This window comes from Sphingorhabdus buctiana, assembly GCF_042680825.1.
GTDB lineage: Bacteria > Pseudomonadota > Alphaproteobacteria > Sphingomonadales > Sphingomonadaceae > Sphingorhabdus_B > Sphingorhabdus_B buctiana.
The window spans coordinates 241428-259547 of record NZ_JBHUEL010000004.1; the positions used below are offsets into that span (position 1 = coordinate 241428).

The window sequence follows — 18120 nt, forward strand, 5'->3', positions numbered from 1 at the left end:
TTTACTGGCTGGCCAACTCGTCGGGATTATCGGCGCGATAGGGCGGATAGTCAATCGGACTCAGAGTTCACTTTCATCGACCAACGGTCGGCTCTCCCGCGTGGCCTTGTAGCGCGCATCTGGCTCATTTTCGCCCGGCGAGATCACGACATAATCGTCGTGCACTTCAAGCAAGGTCCCGACAAAAGGGAAATCAGCAAGGCTTCCCGTTACGCGATAGCTTACGGTATCGCCGACCTTGAAGGTCGCTGGATCAAAATTGAACTGAAAAGGGCAGTCTTCGCCCTCACCCATTCCGAGCATGTCCGTCTCCTCTTTGCCATCGGAAATAGCGTGCGTATCGGCGGGCGCAACAAAAAGGGCCGCCCGATTGCTCGAACGGCCCCTTTTGAATTTGCTAGTTGTCGGATCAGCCGACGATTTCTTCCGGCTTGAAGAAGAATGCGATTTCGATCGCCGCATTTTCGTCGCTGTCAGAACCATGGACGGTGTTTTCACCAATCGACAAGGCATAGGTCTTGCGGATGGTGCCTTCAGCTGCATCGGCGGGGTTGGTGGCGCCCATGATGTCGCGGTTGCGGGTGACGGCGTCTTCGCCTTCAAGCACCTGGACAACAACAGGTTCGCTCATCATGAAATCGCACAGTTCGCCAAAGAAAGGGCGTTCCTTGTGGACCGCGTAAAAGCCTTCGGCCTGCTCGCGGGTCATATGGATGCGCTTTGAAGCAACGACGCGCAGGCCGGCTTCTTCCAGCATTTTGGTGACGGCGCCGGTCAGGTTGCGACGGGTGGCGTCGGGCTTGATGATCGAAAAGGTGCGGGTAACCGCCATGGGAGAACTCCATTTGTTGGGAAATCTGGTTGCGCGCGCCTCTAGCGAGGCTTTCATGCTAAAGCAAGGGGGCGCTCAGGGCCCCTGCCGCCATTTGCCGCCATCCTGTTTCCAATAACGGCGCTCTACCCCCTGCTTGTCGGCCAATGCTCGCCAAGCGGCGCGGGCGTTGTCGGTCTTATCAGGGGGGAACAGATAGAAAGCCCGGTCAAATTGCAGGGCTTGTTCGCGCCACTGTCCGTCGGCGAGTGCGATCATCCGCGCGCCATTCGTTGCTATCGCATCTGTCGAGAGCAGAACGGGTTGCAGCGCTTCACTACCACTCCCTGCCTTTTCATGGGCGATGAAGCTTTCCGCTTTTGCAGCCCACAAAGCCGACGACAGCCGATCCAGCTGCACGTCTTCGGCACTCACGACCAGCAGTCGTCCGCCATCATCCAGTATTTTCTGGGCAATGGCGGGGATGACTTGCTCCGCCGGATCGCGGGTCAATTGGTAGAAATCGACCTGCATCGCGGCCTGGCATCAACCTTCGAAATTATCGGCGATAAAGCGGTCAAGCAGCTTCACGCCATAGCCTGTCGCGCCCTTTGCCCACGTCGGGCCATCCTTGTCGCCCCATGCCATGCCTGCAATGTCGAGATGCGCCCATTTAACGCCATCCTGGATGAAGCGTTGCAGAAACTGTGCCGCGGTAATCGAACCGGCGTCGCGCGGACCGACATTCTTGATGTCCGCAATCGGGCTATCAATCAGCTTGTCATAAGCTGGCGACAGCGGGAAACGCCACAATTTGTCACCAGTCGCCTTGCCAGCGGCAATCAGCTTGTCTGACAACTCATCGCTGTTCGAGAACAGGCCTGCATGTTCCTTGCCGAGCGAGATGATGATCGCGCCCGTCAGCGTTGCCAGATCGACGATGGTATCGGGTTTGAACTTTTCCTGCGCATAATGCAGCGCATCGCACAGCACGAGGCGACCTTCGGCGTCGGTGTTTATGACTTCAATCGTCTGGCCCGACATGCTGGTTACGACATCGCCGGGGCGCTGTGCATTGCCATCGGGCATGTTCTCGACAAGACCGCAAATGCCGACGACATGCGCCTTTGCCTTGCGACCAGCGAGCGCCTTCATCGCGCCCGCGACCGCACCTGCACCGCCCATATCCCACTTCATGTCTTCCATGCCCGCGGCCGGCTTGATCGAGATGCCGCCGGTATCGAAAGTCACGCCTTTACCAACAAATACGACCGGTTTCTCCTGCTTGCCGCCGGTGCCATCCCATTTCATGACCAGCATCCGTGCCGGGCGAACCGAACCCTGTGCAACGCCGAGAAGCGCACCCATTCCGAGCTTGGCCATTTCCTTATCGTCGAGAACATCGATTTCGACTCCCAGCGATTGCAGATGCTGGCAGCGTTCAACAAAGCTTTCGGGATAGATGATGTTCGCAGGCTCGCTCACCAGCTCCTTGGTCAGGGCAACGCCATCGGCAATCGCTGCATAAGAAGGCCAAAGCGTAAGTGCTTCGACAGGAGCACCTACGACCATGAGTTCGGTGACCGTTGGTTTCGATGTTTCGGGCAGTTTGGTGCGATATTTGTCCATGCGCCAGTTGCGTAGCGTTGCGCCGTAAGCGACTTCGGCTGCTGCCTTGGCGTCAAGATTTTCGGCATGCACCGCGATCGTCTTGGCGCCGCAAGTCTGGACCTTTGCAAGCAGATCTCCACCTGCCTTGATATAATCTGCGGCATCGCCATCACCCACCGCGATCAGCACTATGCGGACCGAACGACCGCCTTCTTGTGCGAAATACAGGAAGCTTTGTCCGGCATTTCCTTCAAAGCGGGCAAGCTTCGCGGTTTCGCGCGCCGCCTGAGGATTATCGAGCGGAAGTTCAAAACCCTCCCAAGCGCTCTTGGAAATGATAAATCCGATAACATCGGTATCGGCTGGACGTTCGGCGGCAAAACTTACCTGCATGTGGAAACTGCCTTTCAGCGATTAAGGTGTGATTTTCGCGGAATCTGTTCCGCGTGTGATCTGGCGACCGCTATAAGCAAACATTCAGCCCGGATTAAAGCAAAAGATGGTTGCGGTAACCGGTGATTAGCGTCCATGGGCCTATGGGTTAGGGCCAAAAGCGGCACTGGACCGCGCTTCAATGCGACGATAAAGGAACCGACCAGATCCATGGCAATCCTCTCCTCCAGACTTCCAAGCCCTGCCAGCGCGCTGTGTGCGACGCTGTTGATGGCGTTTGGCTGTGTGGGGGCAGCTTCTGCGCAGCAGCCGGAAAGCACACAAACCAAGGCAGACGAGGAAATCAGCTTCTCTGCCGACTCCTTGGAATATGAATTTGCTACCGACAGCGTGAAGGCAATCGGGAATGTGATAGCGCGACGCGAAGGTTATACGCTGCGCGCCGACAGCATTGTTTGGGATCGCCGCACTGGCAAGGTCGTTGCGTCGGGCAATATCCGATCGGTCGGTCCAGAGGGCGATGTCGCCTATGGCGACTCCATCGAGGTGACTGAATCCCTGCGCGATGGCATCATTGAAAACATGCTGCTTGTTCTCAACGATGGCAGCCGCCTTGCAGCCAACAAAGGTACCAGAGCCGATGGCAAGGTAACGCTTGAAGGCGCGGCTTACACGCCCTGCGCAGTCGAAGGGCCCGATGGTTGCCCGAAAGACCCAAGCTGGCAGGTCAAGGCGGTGAAAGTCGTATACGATCCAGTCAAGAAACGCGTGAAATATGAAGGTGCGCGGATCGAACTGTTCGGCTTGCCCGTGATACCCTTGCCTGGACTTTCCCATCCGGCTGAAACAGCTGCGGGCAGTGGCTTCCTCGTCCCCAATTTGCGCTTTTCGCGCAACAACGGGGTGGAAATCGAGCAAGGCTATTATTGGCGCCTTTCCGAAAACCGCGACCTTTTATTATCTGCGCATGTCTTCAGCGACGTCGCGCCGATGGCACAAGCACGTTTCCGCGCGCTGGAGGATAAAGGCGCGTTCCAGATTACTGGATATGCAACCTACAGCCAGAAAGTATCCACATCGACAACCGGGGCGGTCGGACAGAATGTGTTCCGCGGTTATCTGGATGGCGCAGGCAAATTCCAGTTCAACGAAAACTGGTCTGCCTCGGCATCGATGCGGCTTGCAACAGACCGCACTTTCCTTCGCCGTTACGACATCAGCCGCGACGACCGGCTGCGCAACAACATCAATGTCGAACGGATCGACGCGAACAGCTATTTTTCGTTCAACGGCTGGGGCGTGCAGACGCTGCGCACCGGCGATAATCAGGCGTTGCAGCCGATTGCGCTGCCAGAAATTGATTACCGCCTGCGGCTGACTGAACCGCTATTGGGCGGTAAAGTGCAGTTGCAAGCGAACAGCCTGCTGATCGGGCGCACGGCGGGGCAGGATACACGGCGCGCCTTTGCGCTCGGCCGTTGGGATTTGCGCACATTAACCGGGCTCGGGCAAGAGGTGAACTTTACCGTGCTGGGCCGCGGCGATGTATACCACAGCGACGAGAATCTGACCACCATAACGCCCATCTATCGCGGAGAAAGCGGGTGGCAGGGGCGCGCAATAGCCGCTGCGGCAGTCGACATGCGCTGGCCATTTGTCGGTGAAGCCTTTGGCGGCACGCAAATCCTTACACCACGCGTTCAACTGGTCGGCGCTTACACTTCATCGAACCTGCGCATGCCCAATGAAGACGCGCGTGCGGTCGATCTGGAAGATAGCAACCTATTCGCACTCAACCGCTTCCCCGGATATGACCGGATCGAAGATAATTTGCGGGTTACCTACGGCCTCGATTGGTCGGTCAAAGGCAAGCAGACCAGTTTCGATTTCAATATCGGCCAGAGTTATCGCCTCTCCAACCAGACGTCGCTATTCCCCGACGGCACCGGAATAACGGACAAACTGTCCGATATTGTGGGGCGGAGCGAATTTCGCTTTCGCGATTTTGTTAAACTGACCCACCGCTTCCGGCTGGACAAGGATAATTTTGCGATACGCCGTAATGAAGTCGACGCGACGGTTGGGTCGCGCAGCACCTATGTGCAGGTCGGCTATCTGCGGCTGAACCGCGACATTGGCCCTACACTTGAAGATTTGGCAGACCGTGAAGAAGTCCGCTTGGCGGGAAGGTTGCGCTTGGCCCGCTACTGGTCGTTGTTCGGCTCGACAATTATCGACCTTACCGATAAGAATGAAGACCCGCTCGCCATCTCTGATGGTTTTGAGGCCATTCGCCATCGCCTCGGCCTTGCCTATGACGATGATTGCCTGTCGATCGCGGTAACCTGGCGGCGCGACTACCAGCCAACGGGTGATGCGCGGCGTGGCAACACTTTCCTCTTCCGACTGGAATTTAAAAATCTGGGCGTCTAAGGAAGGCATCAAAGGGGGTTATCGGCTTTTCAGCTATCGTTCAGCCATCGCCCCTTATTGCGCGCGGCCTGTATCGGCCATTCTTGGAAGTTTGAAATGAAAACCTTTTTCCGCATTGCTCTGGTAAGTTCTGTGACGGCCGTAATGGCTTTGACGCCAGCAAGCAGCCAGACCGTTGCGGATGATGCTGCTCCTCAACAGGCATTGGATATACCTGAAGGTGGCCAGCTATTGGCCAAGCCGAGCGATCCCAATGTCCGCAAGGCAACGGCCATAGTAAACGGTGAAATCATTACTGGTACCGACGTTGACCAACGTCTGGCATTGATTGTGATCGCCAACGAAAACCAGCTTCCTCCTGAGGAAATGGCGCGTTTCCGTACACAGATTCTGCAGAACTTGATCGATGAGAGCCTGCAGATCCAGGAAGCGGCGGCGAATGAAATCGAAGTCACCGATGCCGAGGTCAACCAGTATTTCGAGCGTGTCGCAGAGCAGAACTTCAAGCGTTCGGTGGCCGACACCGATAAATATCTGACATCGCGTGGCAGTTCGATCGCGACGCTCAAGCGCCAGATCAAGGCAGAGCTTTCGTGGAACCGCTTGCTCAGCCGCAATGTGCGCCCTTTCATCAACGTCAGCGATGATGAAGTGAACGCGATCATCGAGCGCATCAACACGACCAAAGGCACGACCGAATACCGCTTGGGAGAAATCTATCTCTCGGCAACGCCCGAAAATCAGGAACAGGTATTCGCCAACGCCCGCAAGATTTTGGAACAGATCCAGCAGGGCGGTTCCTTCACGGCCTATGCCCGCCAGTTTTCCGAGGCATCGACTGCAGCTGTCGGTGGCGATCTGGGATGGGTCAGGCTTGAACAGCTTCCACAGTCGCTGGCAACCGCTGCCGCTGAAATGAGCAACAACGAAATTGTTGCCGTGCCCGCTCCGGGCGGCATTTCGCTTCTCCTGCTGATTGATCGCCGACAAGTGGCAACCACCGATCCGCGCGATTCGATGCTCAGCCTCAAACAGCTTGCGATCTCCTTTCCTGCAGGGATGACCGAAGCTCAGGCCGGACCGGTTGTGAAGCGCTTTAGCGAAGAGACGCAGAAAATACGCGGCTGCGGCACCGCTGACGAAATCGCGCGCACGCTATCGGCCGATGTCGTAAACCGTGACGGCATCAAGGTGCGCGACCTGCCCGGGCCGCTCCAGCAAATCATGCTCGACCTGCCCGTTGGCCAGTCCACCCCGCCTTATGGGTCTATGCAGGATGGCATTCGCGTATTCGTGCTTTGCGGACGCGATGCACCCGAAGCTACGACGCAGGAATCCTTCGATGACGTGATGTCGCGCCTTGAGGACGAGCGCATCAATAAGCGGGCGCGCCTCTATCTGCGCGACCTTCGTCGTGATGCGATTGTCGAATATAATTGATGGCAGCGCCTGAAATACGATTGCCGCTGGCGATTTCCAGCGGAGATCCTGCGGGAGTTGGGCCCGAAATTATCGGCAAGGCATGGGAAGCGCGTAAAAAGCGCAAATTGCAGCCATTTTTTGCCATTGGTGACATGGCAAGCTTTGCGCATCACTGGGATGGGCCGGTTGTCAGGATCGACAATCCCGATCAGGCTGCGGAGCGTTTTAACGACGCGTTGCCGGTGTTCCACGTCCATTCGTGCAGCTCAATTGTTCCTGGATCACCCGATTTGGACGGCGCACATTGCGCCCTGCAAGCGTTGGAGCTGGCAACAGGTTTTGCCCGTTCTGGAACGGTAGCCGGATTGGTAACGGGGCCGGTCTCTAAAGCGCAACTCTATGCGATCGGTTTCAACTATCCGGGGCAGACCGAATTTGTCGCCGAACGTTGCGGTGTCGAACGGCGTAATGCGGTGATGATGCTGGCCGGGCCGGACCTGCGCGTCGTCCCGATGACCACACACATCCCGCTTGCTAGCGTCGCCGCGCAACTCGATGTCCGCCTTATCCGGCGCCGCATTCGGGCAACGGCAAAGGGCCTGATGCGCGATTTCGGAATTTCCAATCCGCGTTTGGCTGTTGCTGGTTTCAATCCACATGCTGGGGAAAGCGGAAATCTGGGTCGTGAAGAGATCGACATCTTTGCACCCGCGCTTAAAACCATCACCGAAGAGGGTTATGATGTGATCGGCCCCCTGCCCGCGGACACGATGTTCCATGCGGAGGCACGGCAGAATTTCGACGCCGCACTCTGCGCCTATCATGACCAAGCGTTGATTCCATTGAAAACGCTGTATTTCCACGAAGCCGTGAACATTACGCTCGGTCTGCCGGTCGTGCGCACTTCGCCCGACCATGGCACTGCCTTTGGCATCGCCGGCAAAGGTGAAGCGCGCGCCGATTCGATGATCGCTGCGATAAGGATGGCTGGGGAAGCCGTCGCCAATCGCAAGGCCTATGCGGCAGCTTGCGCTGCATGAACAACCCGGCATTGCCCCCACTTCGCGAGGTTATCGCCAAACATGGCCTGTCGGCGAGCAAAGCACTGGGCCAAAATTTCCTTTTCGACGAGCAACTGCTTGACCGCATCGCCGCCATTCCGGGATCGTTGAAAGATCAAAATGTCTATGAAGTCGGTCCCGGGCCCGGCGGACTGACGCGGGCTTTATTGCGGGCGGGTGCAAAGGTAACCGCGGTCGAGAGAGACCGTCGCTGCCTGCCGGCGTTGGAGGAACTTTCTACGGCATTTCCAGGTCAGCTTCGCGTGATCGAAGGCGATGCCATGAAGGTTGATCCGGCTGCCGAAATTGGCGATCCATTCCATATCGCATCCAACCTGCCCTATAATGTCGGCACGGCGCTGGCTGTGGGTTGGTTGGGCGGCGAGAACTGGCCGCCAGAATGGAAATCGCTGACCCTGATGTTCCAGCGTGAGGTCGCGGATCGCATTGTCGCCAGGCCGGGAACCGATGCTTATGGGCGTTTGGCAATTCTGGCTCAATGGCGTTGCGAAGCGCGGATTGCGATGCCGGTGCATCGAAGCGCTTTCACGCCGCCGCCCAAAGTCATGTCAGCGGTCGTGCATCTCGTCCCGAAAGAGCAACCTGTTGGCGTACGCATGGCGATGCTCGAAACTTTGACAGCTGCCGCCTTTGGTCAGCGCCGCAAGATGCTGCGTCAGAGCCTGAAGCCAGTGCCAAAGGCGCTCGATGCGCTGGAACTCGTCGGAATTGCCGCTGATCGTCGTCCGGAAACGGTGACAATCGAAGAGTGGATCGAGCTTGCACGAAAGATAGACACGCTCCGCTAGGGGTGGCGCTTTCGGCTTTGCCTCGCTAGAGGTATCAAATGCAACCGCTTTCCAAATCGGAACTCGCCGCGCTCGAAAGGCCCGACCATGATCGGATGCTTGCGCAGGTGCAAATCTGGTCAGAAATCAATAGCGGCACCGGCAATCTGAAGGGCCTTGCCACAACGGCCAGCCTGCTGGCCGATGCCTTTTCGTCGCTTCACGGCGAAGTTGAACTGGTTGAGCCAGCGCCGGTTGAGAAAGTGCTGGCTGACGGTTCAATCGTAGAGGTAGCGCATGGGCGTCATCTGGTCGCAACCGTCCGACCCGAAGCGCCTATCCAGCTCTTGCTGACCGGCCATATGGATACCGTATTTGCGGTCGATCACCCCTTCCAGCAATTGCAGTGGCTGGATGAAGGCGTGCTCAATGGCCCCGGTGTTGCCGACATGAAGGGTGGCATTGCGGTGATGCTCGCGGCGCTGTCCGCTGCGGAAACGGCACCTGAATTCAGAAGCGTCGGTTATCAGGTGATGATCAACAGCGATGAGGAAACCGGTTCGGCCTCGTCGGCGGAATTGATCAAGCACCTTGCCCAAGGGAAAGTTGCGGCACTGACATATGAACCATCAGCACTACCTGATGGCACATTGGCGGGCGCTCGTGCAGGGAGTGGCAATTTCTCGATGATTGTAACCGGGCGCAGCGCGCATGCGGGCCGCAATCCACAAGAGGGGCGCAATGCCTTGTTGGCCGCGGCCGATCTTGCACTTCGTTTGAAAGCGCTGACCCGCGATGGGCTATCGGTAAATCCGGCAAAGATCGACGGAGGCAGCCCCAACAATGTTGTGCCCGATCATGCAGTATTACGTGTCAACTTCCGGCCGCACGATCCTGCGATGGAAACATATGCACAAAATGAAATCAAACGCTTGATTGATCTAATTCAGGCAGAGCATGAGGTTTCCATCCATCTGCATGGGCATTTTAACCGACCACCCAAGCCGCTGACGCCCGATGCCGAACGCCTATTTGGCTTGGTCAAGAAATGCGGCGAAGATCTGGGGCTATCGATCGGGTGGAAGTCAACCGGCGGCGTTTGCGATGGCAACAATATCGCTGCCTGCGGCGTACCGGTGGTCGATACAATGGGCGTGCGCGGGGGCAGCATTCACAGCAGCGACGAATTTCTGATTACCGAAAGTCTGGTCGAAAGGGCGAAACTTTCCACGCTGACCATGCTTCGGATCGCGCAAAAAGGGGCCATATGAAGTTCATTATCCGTCCGGCGAACCCGTCGGACCTGCAACCCATGTATGAAATGGCAAAGCGAACGGGGGGCGGATTTACGAACCTCCCGCCTGATCGCAAGGCGCTGACGGCCAAGTTGGAGCGCTCTGCCGAGGGCTTTGCCAGGATTGGCGAAGGTGTGGGTGATGACCTTTTTGTATTTGTTCTCGAAAATCTCGAGACCGGCGAAGTTCGCGGCACCTGCCAGATTTTCTCCGCAGTTGGGCAGAAATGGCCCTTTTACAGCTATCGCATCGGCGCATTGACACAGCACAGCGTCGAACTCGATCGCACCTTCCGTGCCGATATCCTGAACCTTTCGACCGACTTGGAAGGTGCAACCGAAGTCGGCGGCCTATTCCTCCACCCGGGTGAGCGGGCCGGTGGTCTGGGCATGCTCATCGCGAGAAGCCGATATCTGTTCATCCGCAACCATCGCGAACGCTTTGCCGACCGCACGCTTGCCGAACTACGCGGGGTGATTGATGAGGCCGGCGGATCGCCTTTTTGGGATGGCGTTGCGGGCCGGTTCTTCGGGATGAATTTCCAGGATGCCGACGAATTCAATGCCAAGCATGGCAATCAGTTTATCGCCGACCTGATGCCCAAACACCCGGTTTACATCGCGATGCTATCCGAGGCGGCACGCCATGTGATCGGCGTCCCCCATCCCACAGGACGCGCGGCAATGCGCATGCTGGAGGAAGAGGGTTTTGCCTGGGAAAATTATATCGACATATTTGATGGCGGCCCCACCATGACTGTGCGGACCGACCAGATCCGCAGCGTACGCGAGGCAAAGGACGCCCAAATCTTGACATTGAGCGGCACGCTCGGCGATCCGCACGAGGGCAAGTCAGGCGGAACCAAGATGCTGGTCACACACGGCCTGTTGCAGGATTTCAGGGCCTCGTACGGCTGGATTGAGCAGCACGACAATGGCGTCATTCTCGACACCCAATGTGCGGCCAATCTGGGTGTCGGCACCGGCGATACCGTCACTTTCGTTCCCCGGTGGTGACCATGGCATTGGTTGAAATCAACTTTGACGGCATCATCGGGCCGAGCCACAACTATGCGGGATTGAGCCCGGGGAATATCGCGTCCGCCAACAATGCCGGTGCAGTTTCGCAGCCGCGTGCTGCGGCCTTGCAAGGCATCGAAAAGATGCGCGCCAATTTGCGCCTTGGGCTTGCCCAAGGATTTTTCATGCCGCTTGACCGGCCCAACAAGGCTTGGCTGGCCGGGCTTGCGACCGATATGACCACTGCCGACCCGCACATTCGCGCTGCGGCCTTTTCGGCATCGGCAATGTGGGCCGCAAATGCCGCAACCGTTTCGCCTGCGCCCGACACGACGGATGGCAGATGCCATCTTTCAGCCGCCAACCTGCTGACAATGGCGCATCGCAGCCATGAATGGACGGGAACGCTGGTACAGTTGAAATTGGCCTTTGCTGATGAACGCCATTTTACGGTGCATGGACCCGTCCCTCCGCCATTTGGCGACGAAGGCGCAGCAAATTTCATGCGGCTTTGCCCTTCGCACGGCGAGGCCGGGCTTGAAATCTTCGTCTATGGCAAATCGGGCGGCCCCTTCCCCGCCCGGCAGCATATTGAGGCGTCGAAAGCGGTGGCGCGCGCGCATCGGCTTAATCCCGAACGGACATTGTTCATCCAGCAATCTGAAGTCGCAATTGCTGCGGGTGCATTCCACAACGATGTAGTTGCTGTCGCCAATGAACGTGTGTTGTTCACCCACGAACAGGCCTTTGAAGCACCAGAAGTCGCCTATGAAGCGGTCAAGGCGCGGATGCCAGAGGCGGAGATTGTGATTGTTCCGGCCGAACGCGTCAGCCTTGCCGACGCCATCCAAAGCTATTTGTTCAACGCCCAGTTGGTCACGCTTCCCGATGGCGGTGGAATGGCCCTGATCCTTCCCACCGAAGCGCAAGCCAACCTGAATGTCTGGGGATGGCTGGAAGAACATGTTGCGGGCGACGGCCCGATCCGCAGACTCGTTCCGGTGGATGTGCGCCAATCAATGGCCAATGGTGGTGGCCCTGCCTGTCTGCGCCTGCGCGTCGTGGCGGATCCCACAACGGTCGACCCGCGCTTCATTGCCGATGAAACAAAGCTGGACCGGATGGCGGATGTCATTGCCGAACATTGGCCCGAAAGCATTGCACCCGATCAGCTTGCTGACCCAGCCTTGGTTGAGCAGGTTCAAAAAGCCCGATTGGCGTTGCTTGATGCCTGTGGATTGGGCGAACTGCGATAATGTCGGAATAGTTGACAAACCGATCCAGCGTTAACCATCTTTTTTGGTAAATATGCTGGACTGGCACGGCATTTGCGTGTTCGTTCGTTAACCTATGAAGAAAATCGCGCGCCTTTTCCAGATCAAGACCAAGACTGAGGTCTTCCTCATTACCTATGCCTTGGGCCTTGGTGCCGTAAAGCGCGGCGAAGCCTATCTGACGCAGTATCCGGGATTTGGCGGAAAATTGCTATTCCTCTGCTGCCTTGGCGCAGTTTTTGTAGCCGCCGCGAAAATGCTAGAGGCGGTTGAGCTGCAGCGTATGTTCGGGAACGAATAGGTCCCCGGATTCTGTTGCCCGGCTCCGGGGGGCCGCTGTAACCTTTCTGTTGCCCGGCCGGTCCGGCCGCGTTCTTTTAGAATAATTCTAGACCGTGAGGCCCGGAATTATGCTGCGAGAGCAAGTGCTTCGTTATCGTTGGCACTTATGAGTTGTGAACCATTTCACGGCTTATTCATGCCGGGCAAAAACAATGCTTTTCAACGCACGTCGATCCTAGTTCAGCCCCGTCAATTGCCCCGCAAAACGGGGTAAATGGTGGAGCTGCCGGGTACCGCCCCCGGGTCCGCTGCATCTATTGCACATCGCAATTTATCGCCATAGTCCGGCGAACCGGACCCTCCCTATATAAGCGATTTTGGGTGAATGGGAAGTGAAGGGGATCAAATTCCCTGCATATTGCGGCTCTCGGCGGGGATGTGAACCACCAGCCCGTCCAATTCCTCAGTCAGGTCTATCTGGCATGACAATCGGCTAGTGCGCCGTGCGCCGCTGGCCAGATCAAGCATGTCCTCCTCATCCTCGCTCGCAGGGCTAAGCTTTTCAAACCATTCTTTTGCGATGATGACATGGCAGGTCGAACAGGCCATTTGTCCTTCGCAGGTTCCCTCAAGCGGTTGTCCGGCATTTTGCGCGATTTCGAGCAAATTGTCGCCCGGCTTGGCCTCCACGGTCTGTGTGGTTTCGCCATCGGGGCTGATGAAATGGACCTTCATGCCAATTGCCTTTCAGCCGCTGCATTGATCGAATTTGCAGCGCGTTCGATCTCTTCGAGCGTCGTATAGCGTCCAAAGCCCAAGCGAATAGAGGATTTTGCCTGTGCATCGGCCAATCCGATCGCGCGGAGCACATGGCTGGGGCGGCCCGAACCGCTGGCACAGGCGCTTCCGGCTGAAAACAGCACATCGCGACATTCCGACATCAAGCGCCCGACATCGAGGCCTTCACGGCGAATATTGAGATTGCCCTTATAGCGCTGCTCGATTGAACCATTGATGGTCCAATCGGCAAACAACTCAACCGCGTGATCCCAGAGGCGGCACACATGTTCGGCATCTACCTCCAGCCGTTCACTTGCCAGCATCGCCGCCGCGCCAAAACCTGCGCATAGTGCGGGCGATAATGTACCCGATCGCACCCCTTGCTCCTGCCCGCCGCCATGGATCAGCGGCTCAAGCTCTATGCCGTCGCGCACCCACAGCGCGCCGATCCCTTTGGGCCCATGGATTTTGTGGCCTGAAATCGCGATTAAATCGGGTCCGTCGGGGATAGCGACACGGCCGAAACCCTGCACGGCATCGCACAACAACAGCCCCCCACGCGAATGGACAGTCGCCGCGATGTCAGCAACGGGCTGAATGATGCCGATTTCATTGTTAACCAGCATTGCGGCGAACAGCCCCGGTTGGGATGGCATTTCTGCAATTCTGCCATCGGGATCGACCGGGATGATGTCTCCACGAAGATATTCTACACAATCGAGCACCGCTGCATGTTCGCTTGCCAAAGCCGAAACTGGCAATCCGCAGCCTTTTATTGCCAGGTTGATCGCTTCGGTAGCACCGCTGGTGAAAATCACGCGCCCATCTGGTGGCAGCAAGCTAGCCAGCTGAGCCCGCGCAAATTCGACTGCCGCGGCAGCCTTACGTCCACCGGCATGCGCGCTGTGCGGGTTCCAAAACTGTTCCTTCAGCCAAGGCTCCATCGCGGCAAACACCTCAGCTGCCAACGGCGCTGTTGCCTGATAGTCCAGATAGATGGTTTCGCTCATGCTGCTTGGGCCCGCTCGTAAATGGCTTTCCACGCTGCGACGAAGCGGTCGATGTCAGCATCGCAGGTTTGCGGGCCAAAGCTTACGCGGACCACCTCACCTGCCGCTTTTGCATCCCAGCCCATAGCGGTCAGTACATGGCTGGCTTTCAATGTGCCCGACGAACAAGCGCTTCCCGCAGATATAGCGATACCGGCAAGGTCGAACGAGATTAGCTGGCTCGAAGCCGAAATCCCGGGCATCCGGTAACTGCCAATGGTTGCAAGCCGTGGAGACATCTTGCCCACAACCTCGCCCCCCGCAGCCTCGATCTCCGCATCGAGTTTTGCGCGAAGCCGGCTCGCATTTTCCATCCAGTCGAACCCGGTTTCCAGCGCGGCAGCAAGGCCCATCACCGCCGGCAAATTCTCTGTCCCGCGCCGATACCCCTTTTCCTGCCCGCCTGTAGGTTTGAGCAGACCCAGATCGCGAGTCAGCAACGCACCAAGGCCGGGTGGCCCGCCAAGCTTGTGCGCCGATAGGATGATGATGTCCGCATCGGGCAATGGCAGTTTCCCGGCACCTTGCGAACAATCGGCCACCAATAGCCCGTCACCGTCGTGTATGATTGGTGCCAGTTCGGCCAGCGGTTGGATAATGCCGGTTTCATTATTCACCTGCTGGATTGCATAGCGCCTGCCACTGGCTATCGAGCCCAGCTTTACGATGCCTTGGCCGTCAACCGAAATGCGTGCCTCATCGCCAACGGCGGCAAACACTGCGTCATGCTCTACCGCGCTTGCCACCGCATCAAAACCCTTCAGGGCCAGTGCAATTGCTTCGCTGGCGCCGCTGGTGAAAAGGATTTCGCCGTCCCAATCCAATGCACGGCCAATTCGCTTTCGCGCATCTTCCAGCGCCGCACGCGCCGCCCTTCCCTCGCCATGCGGGCTCGATGGATTTGCCCAGCGCGACAGAGCTTCGGCCATCGCCTCACGCGCGACCGGCACCAGCGGTGTCGTCGCAGCATGGTCCAGATAGAGACGATCAGGCTTCATTATGGGCAATACTGTCCGTTAAGGTTGCGAAAATCGCATTCGCTTCTATATAGCCGGTCGACCGCTGCCTAGCCCGAAGGGTGATGCAGCCCTATAATTCCTCAGGTTAGAAACACCTTATGCCCGCAATTGCAATTCCCGGTCCCGAAGGCCGCATCGAAGCCCGCTTTTCGCCGCCGCCGCGCCCACGCGCGCCTGTTGCGATGATCCTGCACCCTCACCCGCAAGCAGGCGGCACGATGAATGACCGCATCACGCAGGCGATGTACAAGATTTTCGTCGCACGCGGCTTCGCCGTTCTCCGTTTCAACTTCCGCGGCGTCGGACGCAGCGAGGGCGAATTCGATAACGGCATTGGCGAACTCTCCGATGCTGCAGCAGCGCTCGATTGGGTGCAGGCATTCCATCCCGAAGCCAGCTCAACCTGGATTGCAGGTTTCAGCTTTGGTGCGTGGATCGGCATGCAGTTGCTGATGCGCCGCCCCGAAGTGCGCGGTTTCATCTCAGTCTCGCCGCCCGCGAACATGTATGATTTCAGCTTCCTTGCCCCCTGCCCCTCATCGGGCATCATCATCCATGGGGCGCAGGACGAGGTGGTTTCGCCCAACTCAGTCCAGAAGCTGGTCGACAAGCTGCGCACGCAAAAGCACATCACGATCCACCATGATGAAATTCCGCGCGCAAACCATTTCTATGAGAATGAAATGGAGTTGCTGCTGGCGTCGGTCGAAAATTATCTAGATATGCGGCTCGATCCGGCCTGCCCGATCAAGTGATGCATTCAGGGCTGGTCGGTGGATTCCACCAACGACTGGCCCTTGTCATCGGGCACCGTCCAGATCGCGACATTAGCGAAAAGGACAAGCGCTGCCGCAACCATGAGCCAAACTTTCTGGCTGTTGCCTTCGCGCTTCCATAGTTTCCAGGCGCCCCAAAGCAGCGCGAACCCGCCCAACATGGCGATCGAAAGAATGGCAGAAGTCATCAGGCTTCGATAAAAGCTGTGGAAGGTCGCGGTCAAGCTGCGATACCGCCCAAATTCGGCATGGCCTTTTTTGCGCCCCTCCACTAGAGACCGCGCATCCCGACTCACCCGCGCGGAAAGACAGGCCCATGCGCATTGCAATTGCTTCCGATCATGCCGCCATCGCGCTGAAATCAGCGCTTGTTGCGCATATGGAAGCCGCGGGTCATGAAGTTGAAGACCTTGGTCCATATGATGAGAGCTCGGTCGACTATCCAGATTATGGCTACAAGCTGTCAGACAGCGTCGCCTCAGGCAAAGCGGACTTTGGAGTTGCGCTTTGCGGTTCGGGTATTGGCATTTCAATCGCAGTGAACCGCAATCCCGGTTGTCGCGCGGCCCTTGTCTCCGAACCGCTTTCCGCAAAGCTGGCCCGCGAACATAACGACGCCAACGTTATCGCCATGGGCGCACGCCTGACGGGCATCGATATGGCCAAGGCCTGTCTTGACGCATTTCTCTCAACACCCTTCGCCGGTGACCGCCATGTTCGCCGCGTAGGCAAATTATCCAATCCCGACTTCGCAAAGGATCCCGCATGACCGCCTCTGCCGCCAACGACGTCCAGCCGGACGGTTTCTTCACCCAGAGCCTAGCTGAGCGCGATCCCGAAATCGCAGGCTGGATTGCGCAGGAGCTGAAGCGCCAGCAGGACAAGATCGAACTGATCGCTTCGGAAAACATCACCTCCCGCGCGGTGCTCGAAGCAACGGGTTCAGTGCTGACCAACAAATATGCCGAAGGCTATCCGGGCAAGCGCTATTATGGCGGATGCGAATATGTCGATGAGATCGAAACCATCGCCATCGAACGCGCCAAGAAGCTGTTCGGTTGCAATTTCGCCAATGTGCAACCCAATAGCGGAAGCCAGATGAACCAGGCGGTGTTCCTTGCGCTGCTGCAGCCGGGCGATACCTTCATGGGCCTCGATCTTGCCGCAGGCGGACACTTGACGCATGGCAGCCCGGTCAACATGTCGGGCAAATGGTTCAACCCGGTTTCCTACGGCGTAGATCGCGAAAGCCACCGCATCGATCTGGACGAAGTTGCGCGCATTGCGCGTGAAAACAAACCTAAACTGATCATCGCAGGCGGTACGGCCTATTCGCGCACCTGGGACTGGGCTGCTTTCCGTGCCATTGCCGATGAAGTCGGTGCGTACCTGCTGGTCGATATGTCGCACATCTCCGGCCTTGTCGCAGGTGGTGCGCATCCGTCGCCGATACCGCACGCGCATATCGTGACGTCGACCACGCACAAGTCGCTCCGCGGTCCGCGATCGGGCATCATTCTTTCGAACGACGAAGCCATTGCGAAGAAGATGAACTCGGCAATCTTCCCCGGCCTTCAAGGCGGCCCGCTGATGCATGTCGTTGCTGCCAAGGCCGTTTGCTTTGCTGAAGCGATGCGTCCCGAATTCAAGACCTACGCCGCCAGCGTTGTCGAGAATGCGAAGGCGTTGGCTGCAAGCCTGCAGGAACAGGGCCTCGATATCGTATCCGGCGGCACCGATAACCACTCGATGCTGGTCGACCTGCGACCCAAGCAGGCCAAGGGCAAGCATGCCGAGCATGCGCTCGACCGTGCGTCGATCACGTGCAACAAGAACGCCATTCCTTACGATCCGGAAAAGCCTTTTGTTACCTCGGGCCTGCGTCTTGGTACCCCGGCGGGAACAACGCGCGGATTTGGCCCGGCAGAGTTCCGCGAAATTGGCCGCATGATTGCCGATGTCGTCGAAGGGCTTCGTAAAAATGGAGAGGCTGGCGACGGCCAGATCGAGGCACGGGTGAAGGAAGAAGCGGAGGCATTGTGTGCCCGCTTCCCGATTTATCCGTCCTGAGCTATAATTGCACTTGAAACGGGCAAGTGACTTACTC

General features: G+C 57.6%; 19 protein-coding genes and 1 other RNA gene. 11 read left to right on the forward strand and 9 right to left on the reverse strand.

Features of this window, described 5'->3' with window-relative positions:
- Positions 1 to 60 precede the first annotated feature (60 nt).
- The 4 genes from ACFSAG_RS06285 to ACFSAG_RS06300 form a co-directional block, all read right to left on the reverse strand.
- The gene (locus ACFSAG_RS06285) at positions 61 to 303 is read right to left on the reverse strand and encodes a hypothetical protein (protein WP_381512558.1); all 243 of its coding nucleotides are present in this window, start codon (positions 301 to 303) and stop codon (positions 61 to 63) included.
- A 106-nt stretch (positions 304 to 409) separates the two neighbouring features.
- On the reverse strand, positions 410 to 832 hold the full coding sequence (gene ndk / locus ACFSAG_RS06290; RefSeq protein WP_374611487.1) for a nucleoside-diphosphate kinase: 423 nt from the start codon (positions 830 to 832) through the stop codon (positions 410 to 412).
- 75 nt (positions 833 to 907) lie between these two features.
- Positions 908 to 1345 (reverse strand): DNA polymerase III subunit chi, encoded by a 438-nt coding sequence (locus ACFSAG_RS06295; protein WP_381512561.1) that lies wholly within the window; start codon positions 1343 to 1345, stop codon positions 908 to 910.
- 12 nt (positions 1346 to 1357) lie between these two features.
- Entirely contained in the window at positions 1358 to 2815 is a 1458-nt protein-coding gene (locus ACFSAG_RS06300) for a leucyl aminopeptidase (protein WP_381512563.1), read from the reverse strand.
- Between the two features lie 210 nt (positions 2816 to 3025).
- Between ACFSAG_RS06300 and ACFSAG_RS06305 the strand changes: the two genes are divergently transcribed.
- The 8 genes from ACFSAG_RS06305 to ACFSAG_RS06340 all read left to right on the forward strand — a co-directional run bounded on the left by ACFSAG_RS06305 (position 3026) and on the right by ACFSAG_RS06340 (position 12408).
- Complete coding sequence (locus tag ACFSAG_RS06305; RefSeq protein WP_381512564.1) at positions 3026 to 5248, forward strand: LPS-assembly protein LptD; 2223 nt, start codon at positions 3026 to 3028, stop codon at positions 5246 to 5248.
- A gap of 144 nt (positions 5249 to 5392) precedes the next feature.
- Entirely contained in the window at positions 5393 to 6688 is a 1296-nt protein-coding gene (locus ACFSAG_RS06310) for a peptidylprolyl isomerase (protein ID WP_381512567.1), read from the forward strand.
- Entirely contained in the window at positions 6688 to 7710 is a 1023-nt protein-coding gene (pdxA, locus tag ACFSAG_RS06315; RefSeq protein ID WP_381512570.1) for a 4-hydroxythreonine-4-phosphate dehydrogenase PdxA, read from the forward strand. The genes ACFSAG_RS06310 and pdxA overlap by 1 nt, the downstream gene beginning before the upstream one ends.
- Positions 7707 to 8540, forward strand: a complete 834-nt coding sequence (gene rsmA, locus ACFSAG_RS06320; protein WP_381512573.1) for a 16S rRNA (adenine(1518)-N(6)/adenine(1519)-N(6))-dimethyltransferase RsmA — start codon at positions 7707 to 7709, stop codon at positions 8538 to 8540. Before pdxA ends, rsmA begins: the two co-directional genes overlap by 4 nt.
- A 38-nt stretch (positions 8541 to 8578) precedes the next feature.
- A complete protein-coding gene (locus ACFSAG_RS06325; RefSeq protein WP_381512575.1) occupies positions 8579 to 9790 on the forward strand; it encodes a hydrolase in 1212 nt (403 codons plus the stop codon).
- On the forward strand, positions 9787 to 10830 hold the full coding sequence (locus ACFSAG_RS06330; RefSeq protein ID WP_381512578.1) for an arginine N-succinyltransferase: 1044 nt from the start codon (positions 9787 to 9789) through the stop codon (positions 10828 to 10830). The genes ACFSAG_RS06325 and ACFSAG_RS06330 overlap by 4 nt, the downstream gene beginning before the upstream one ends.
- 2 nt (positions 10831 to 10832) lie before the next feature.
- Complete coding sequence (locus ACFSAG_RS06335; RefSeq protein WP_381512581.1) at positions 10833 to 12089, forward strand: N-succinylarginine dihydrolase; 1257 nt, start codon at positions 10833 to 10835, stop codon at positions 12087 to 12089.
- Positions 12090 to 12183: 94 nt separating this feature from the next.
- The gene (locus ACFSAG_RS06340) at positions 12184 to 12408 is read left to right on the forward strand and encodes a hypothetical protein (RefSeq protein WP_374611505.1); all 225 of its coding nucleotides are present in this window, start codon (positions 12184 to 12186) and stop codon (positions 12406 to 12408) included.
- 34 nt (positions 12409 to 12442) lie between these two features.
- On the opposite strand, the gene ssrA is transcribed toward ACFSAG_RS06340, so the two are convergent.
- From ssrA to ACFSAG_RS06360, 4 genes are all read right to left on the reverse strand, one after another.
- Positions 12443 to 12785: a transfer-messenger RNA gene (ssrA, locus tag ACFSAG_RS06345) on the reverse strand.
- Positions 12786 to 12791: 6 nt separating this feature from the next.
- Positions 12792 to 13124, reverse strand: coding sequence for a 2Fe-2S iron-sulfur cluster-binding protein (locus ACFSAG_RS06350; RefSeq protein ID WP_381512584.1), 333 nt, complete (start codon positions 13122 to 13124; stop codon positions 12792 to 12794).
- Positions 13121 to 14179: a cysteine desulfurase family protein gene (locus ACFSAG_RS06355; protein WP_381512587.1), complete on the reverse strand. Its 1059-nt coding sequence runs from the start codon at positions 14177 to 14179 to the stop codon at positions 13121 to 13123. The genes ACFSAG_RS06350 and ACFSAG_RS06355 overlap by 4 nt, the downstream gene beginning before the upstream one ends.
- Complete coding sequence (locus ACFSAG_RS06360; RefSeq protein ID WP_381512589.1) at positions 14176 to 15216, reverse strand: cysteine desulfurase family protein; 1041 nt, start codon at positions 15214 to 15216, stop codon at positions 14176 to 14178. Before ACFSAG_RS06360 ends, ACFSAG_RS06355 begins: the two co-directional genes overlap by 4 nt.
- A 119-nt stretch (positions 15217 to 15335) precedes the next feature.
- Between ACFSAG_RS06360 and ACFSAG_RS06365 the strand changes: the two genes are divergently transcribed.
- Positions 15336 to 15992, forward strand: a complete 657-nt coding sequence (locus ACFSAG_RS06365) for an alpha/beta hydrolase (RefSeq protein ID WP_298599127.1) — start codon at positions 15336 to 15338, stop codon at positions 15990 to 15992.
- 5 nt (positions 15993 to 15997) lie between these two features.
- On the opposite strand, the gene ACFSAG_RS06370 is transcribed toward ACFSAG_RS06365, so the two are convergent.
- Positions 15998 to 16201, reverse strand: a complete 204-nt coding sequence (locus ACFSAG_RS06370; RefSeq protein ID WP_381512592.1) for a hypothetical protein — start codon at positions 16199 to 16201, stop codon at positions 15998 to 16000.
- Positions 16202 to 16329: 128 nt separating this feature from the next.
- Between ACFSAG_RS06370 and rpiB the strand changes: the two genes are divergently transcribed.
- Positions 16330 to 16782 (forward strand): ribose 5-phosphate isomerase B, encoded by a 453-nt coding sequence (gene rpiB / locus ACFSAG_RS06375; RefSeq protein ID WP_374611514.1) that lies wholly within the window; start codon positions 16330 to 16332, stop codon positions 16780 to 16782.
- Positions 16779 to 18083 carry a serine hydroxymethyltransferase gene (gene glyA, locus ACFSAG_RS06380; RefSeq protein WP_381512596.1) on the forward strand — a complete coding sequence of 435 codons (1305 nt, stop codon included), beginning with the start codon at positions 16779 to 16781 and terminating at the stop codon, positions 18081 to 18083. Before rpiB ends, glyA begins: the two co-directional genes overlap by 4 nt.
- Positions 18084 to 18120: the final 37 nt, after the last annotated feature.

Bases quoted from the DNA above. Each gene is read 5' to 3' on its own strand.
- ACFSAG_RS06285 (WP_381512558.1), bottom strand. From the start codon at position 303: ATGCTCGGAATGGGTGAGGGCGAAGACTGCCCTTTTCAGTTCAATTTT.
- ndk (WP_374611487.1), bottom strand. From the start codon at position 832: ATGGCGGTTACCCGCACCTTTTCGATCATCAAGCCCGACGCCACCCGT.
- ACFSAG_RS06295 (WP_381512561.1), bottom strand. From the start codon at position 1,345: ATGCAGGTCGATTTCTACCAATTGACCCGCGATCCGGCGGAGCAAGTC.
- ACFSAG_RS06300 (WP_381512563.1), bottom strand. From the start codon at position 2,815: ATGCAGGTAAGTTTTGCCGCCGAACGTCCAGCCGATACCGATGTTATC.
- ACFSAG_RS06305 (WP_381512564.1), top strand. From the start codon at position 3,026: ATGGCAATCCTCTCCTCCAGACTTCCAAGCCCTGCCAGCGCGCTGTGT.
- ACFSAG_RS06310 (WP_381512567.1), top strand. From the start codon at position 5,393: ATGGCTTTGACGCCAGCAAGCAGCCAGACCGTTGCGGATGATGCTGCT.
- pdxA (WP_381512570.1), top strand. From the start codon at position 6,688: ATGGCAGCGCCTGAAATACGATTGCCGCTGGCGATTTCCAGCGGAGAT.
- rsmA (WP_381512573.1), top strand. From the start codon at position 7,707: ATGAACAACCCGGCATTGCCCCCACTTCGCGAGGTTATCGCCAAACAT.
- ACFSAG_RS06325 (WP_381512575.1), top strand. From the start codon at position 8,579: ATGCAACCGCTTTCCAAATCGGAACTCGCCGCGCTCGAAAGGCCCGAC.
- ACFSAG_RS06330 (WP_381512578.1), top strand. From the start codon at position 9,787: ATGAAGTTCATTATCCGTCCGGCGAACCCGTCGGACCTGCAACCCATG.
- ACFSAG_RS06335 (WP_381512581.1), top strand. From the start codon at position 10,833: ATGGCATTGGTTGAAATCAACTTTGACGGCATCATCGGGCCGAGCCAC.
- ACFSAG_RS06340 (WP_374611505.1), top strand. From the start codon at position 12,184: ATGAAGAAAATCGCGCGCCTTTTCCAGATCAAGACCAAGACTGAGGTC.
- ACFSAG_RS06350 (WP_381512584.1), bottom strand. From the start codon at position 13,124: ATGAAGGTCCATTTCATCAGCCCCGATGGCGAAACCACACAGACCGTG.
- ACFSAG_RS06355 (WP_381512587.1), bottom strand. From the start codon at position 14,179: ATGAGCGAAACCATCTATCTGGACTATCAGGCAACAGCGCCGTTGGCA.
- ACFSAG_RS06360 (WP_381512589.1), bottom strand. From the start codon at position 15,216: ATGAAGCCTGATCGTCTCTATCTGGACCATGCTGCGACGACACCGCTG.
- ACFSAG_RS06365 (WP_298599127.1), top strand. From the start codon at position 15,336: ATGCCCGCAATTGCAATTCCCGGTCCCGAAGGCCGCATCGAAGCCCGC.
- ACFSAG_RS06370 (WP_381512592.1), bottom strand. From the start codon at position 16,201: ATGACTTCTGCCATTCTTTCGATCGCCATGTTGGGCGGGTTCGCGCTG.
- rpiB (WP_374611514.1), top strand. From the start codon at position 16,330: ATGCGCATTGCAATTGCTTCCGATCATGCCGCCATCGCGCTGAAATCA.
- glyA (WP_381512596.1), top strand. From the start codon at position 16,779: ATGACCGCCTCTGCCGCCAACGACGTCCAGCCGGACGGTTTCTTCACC.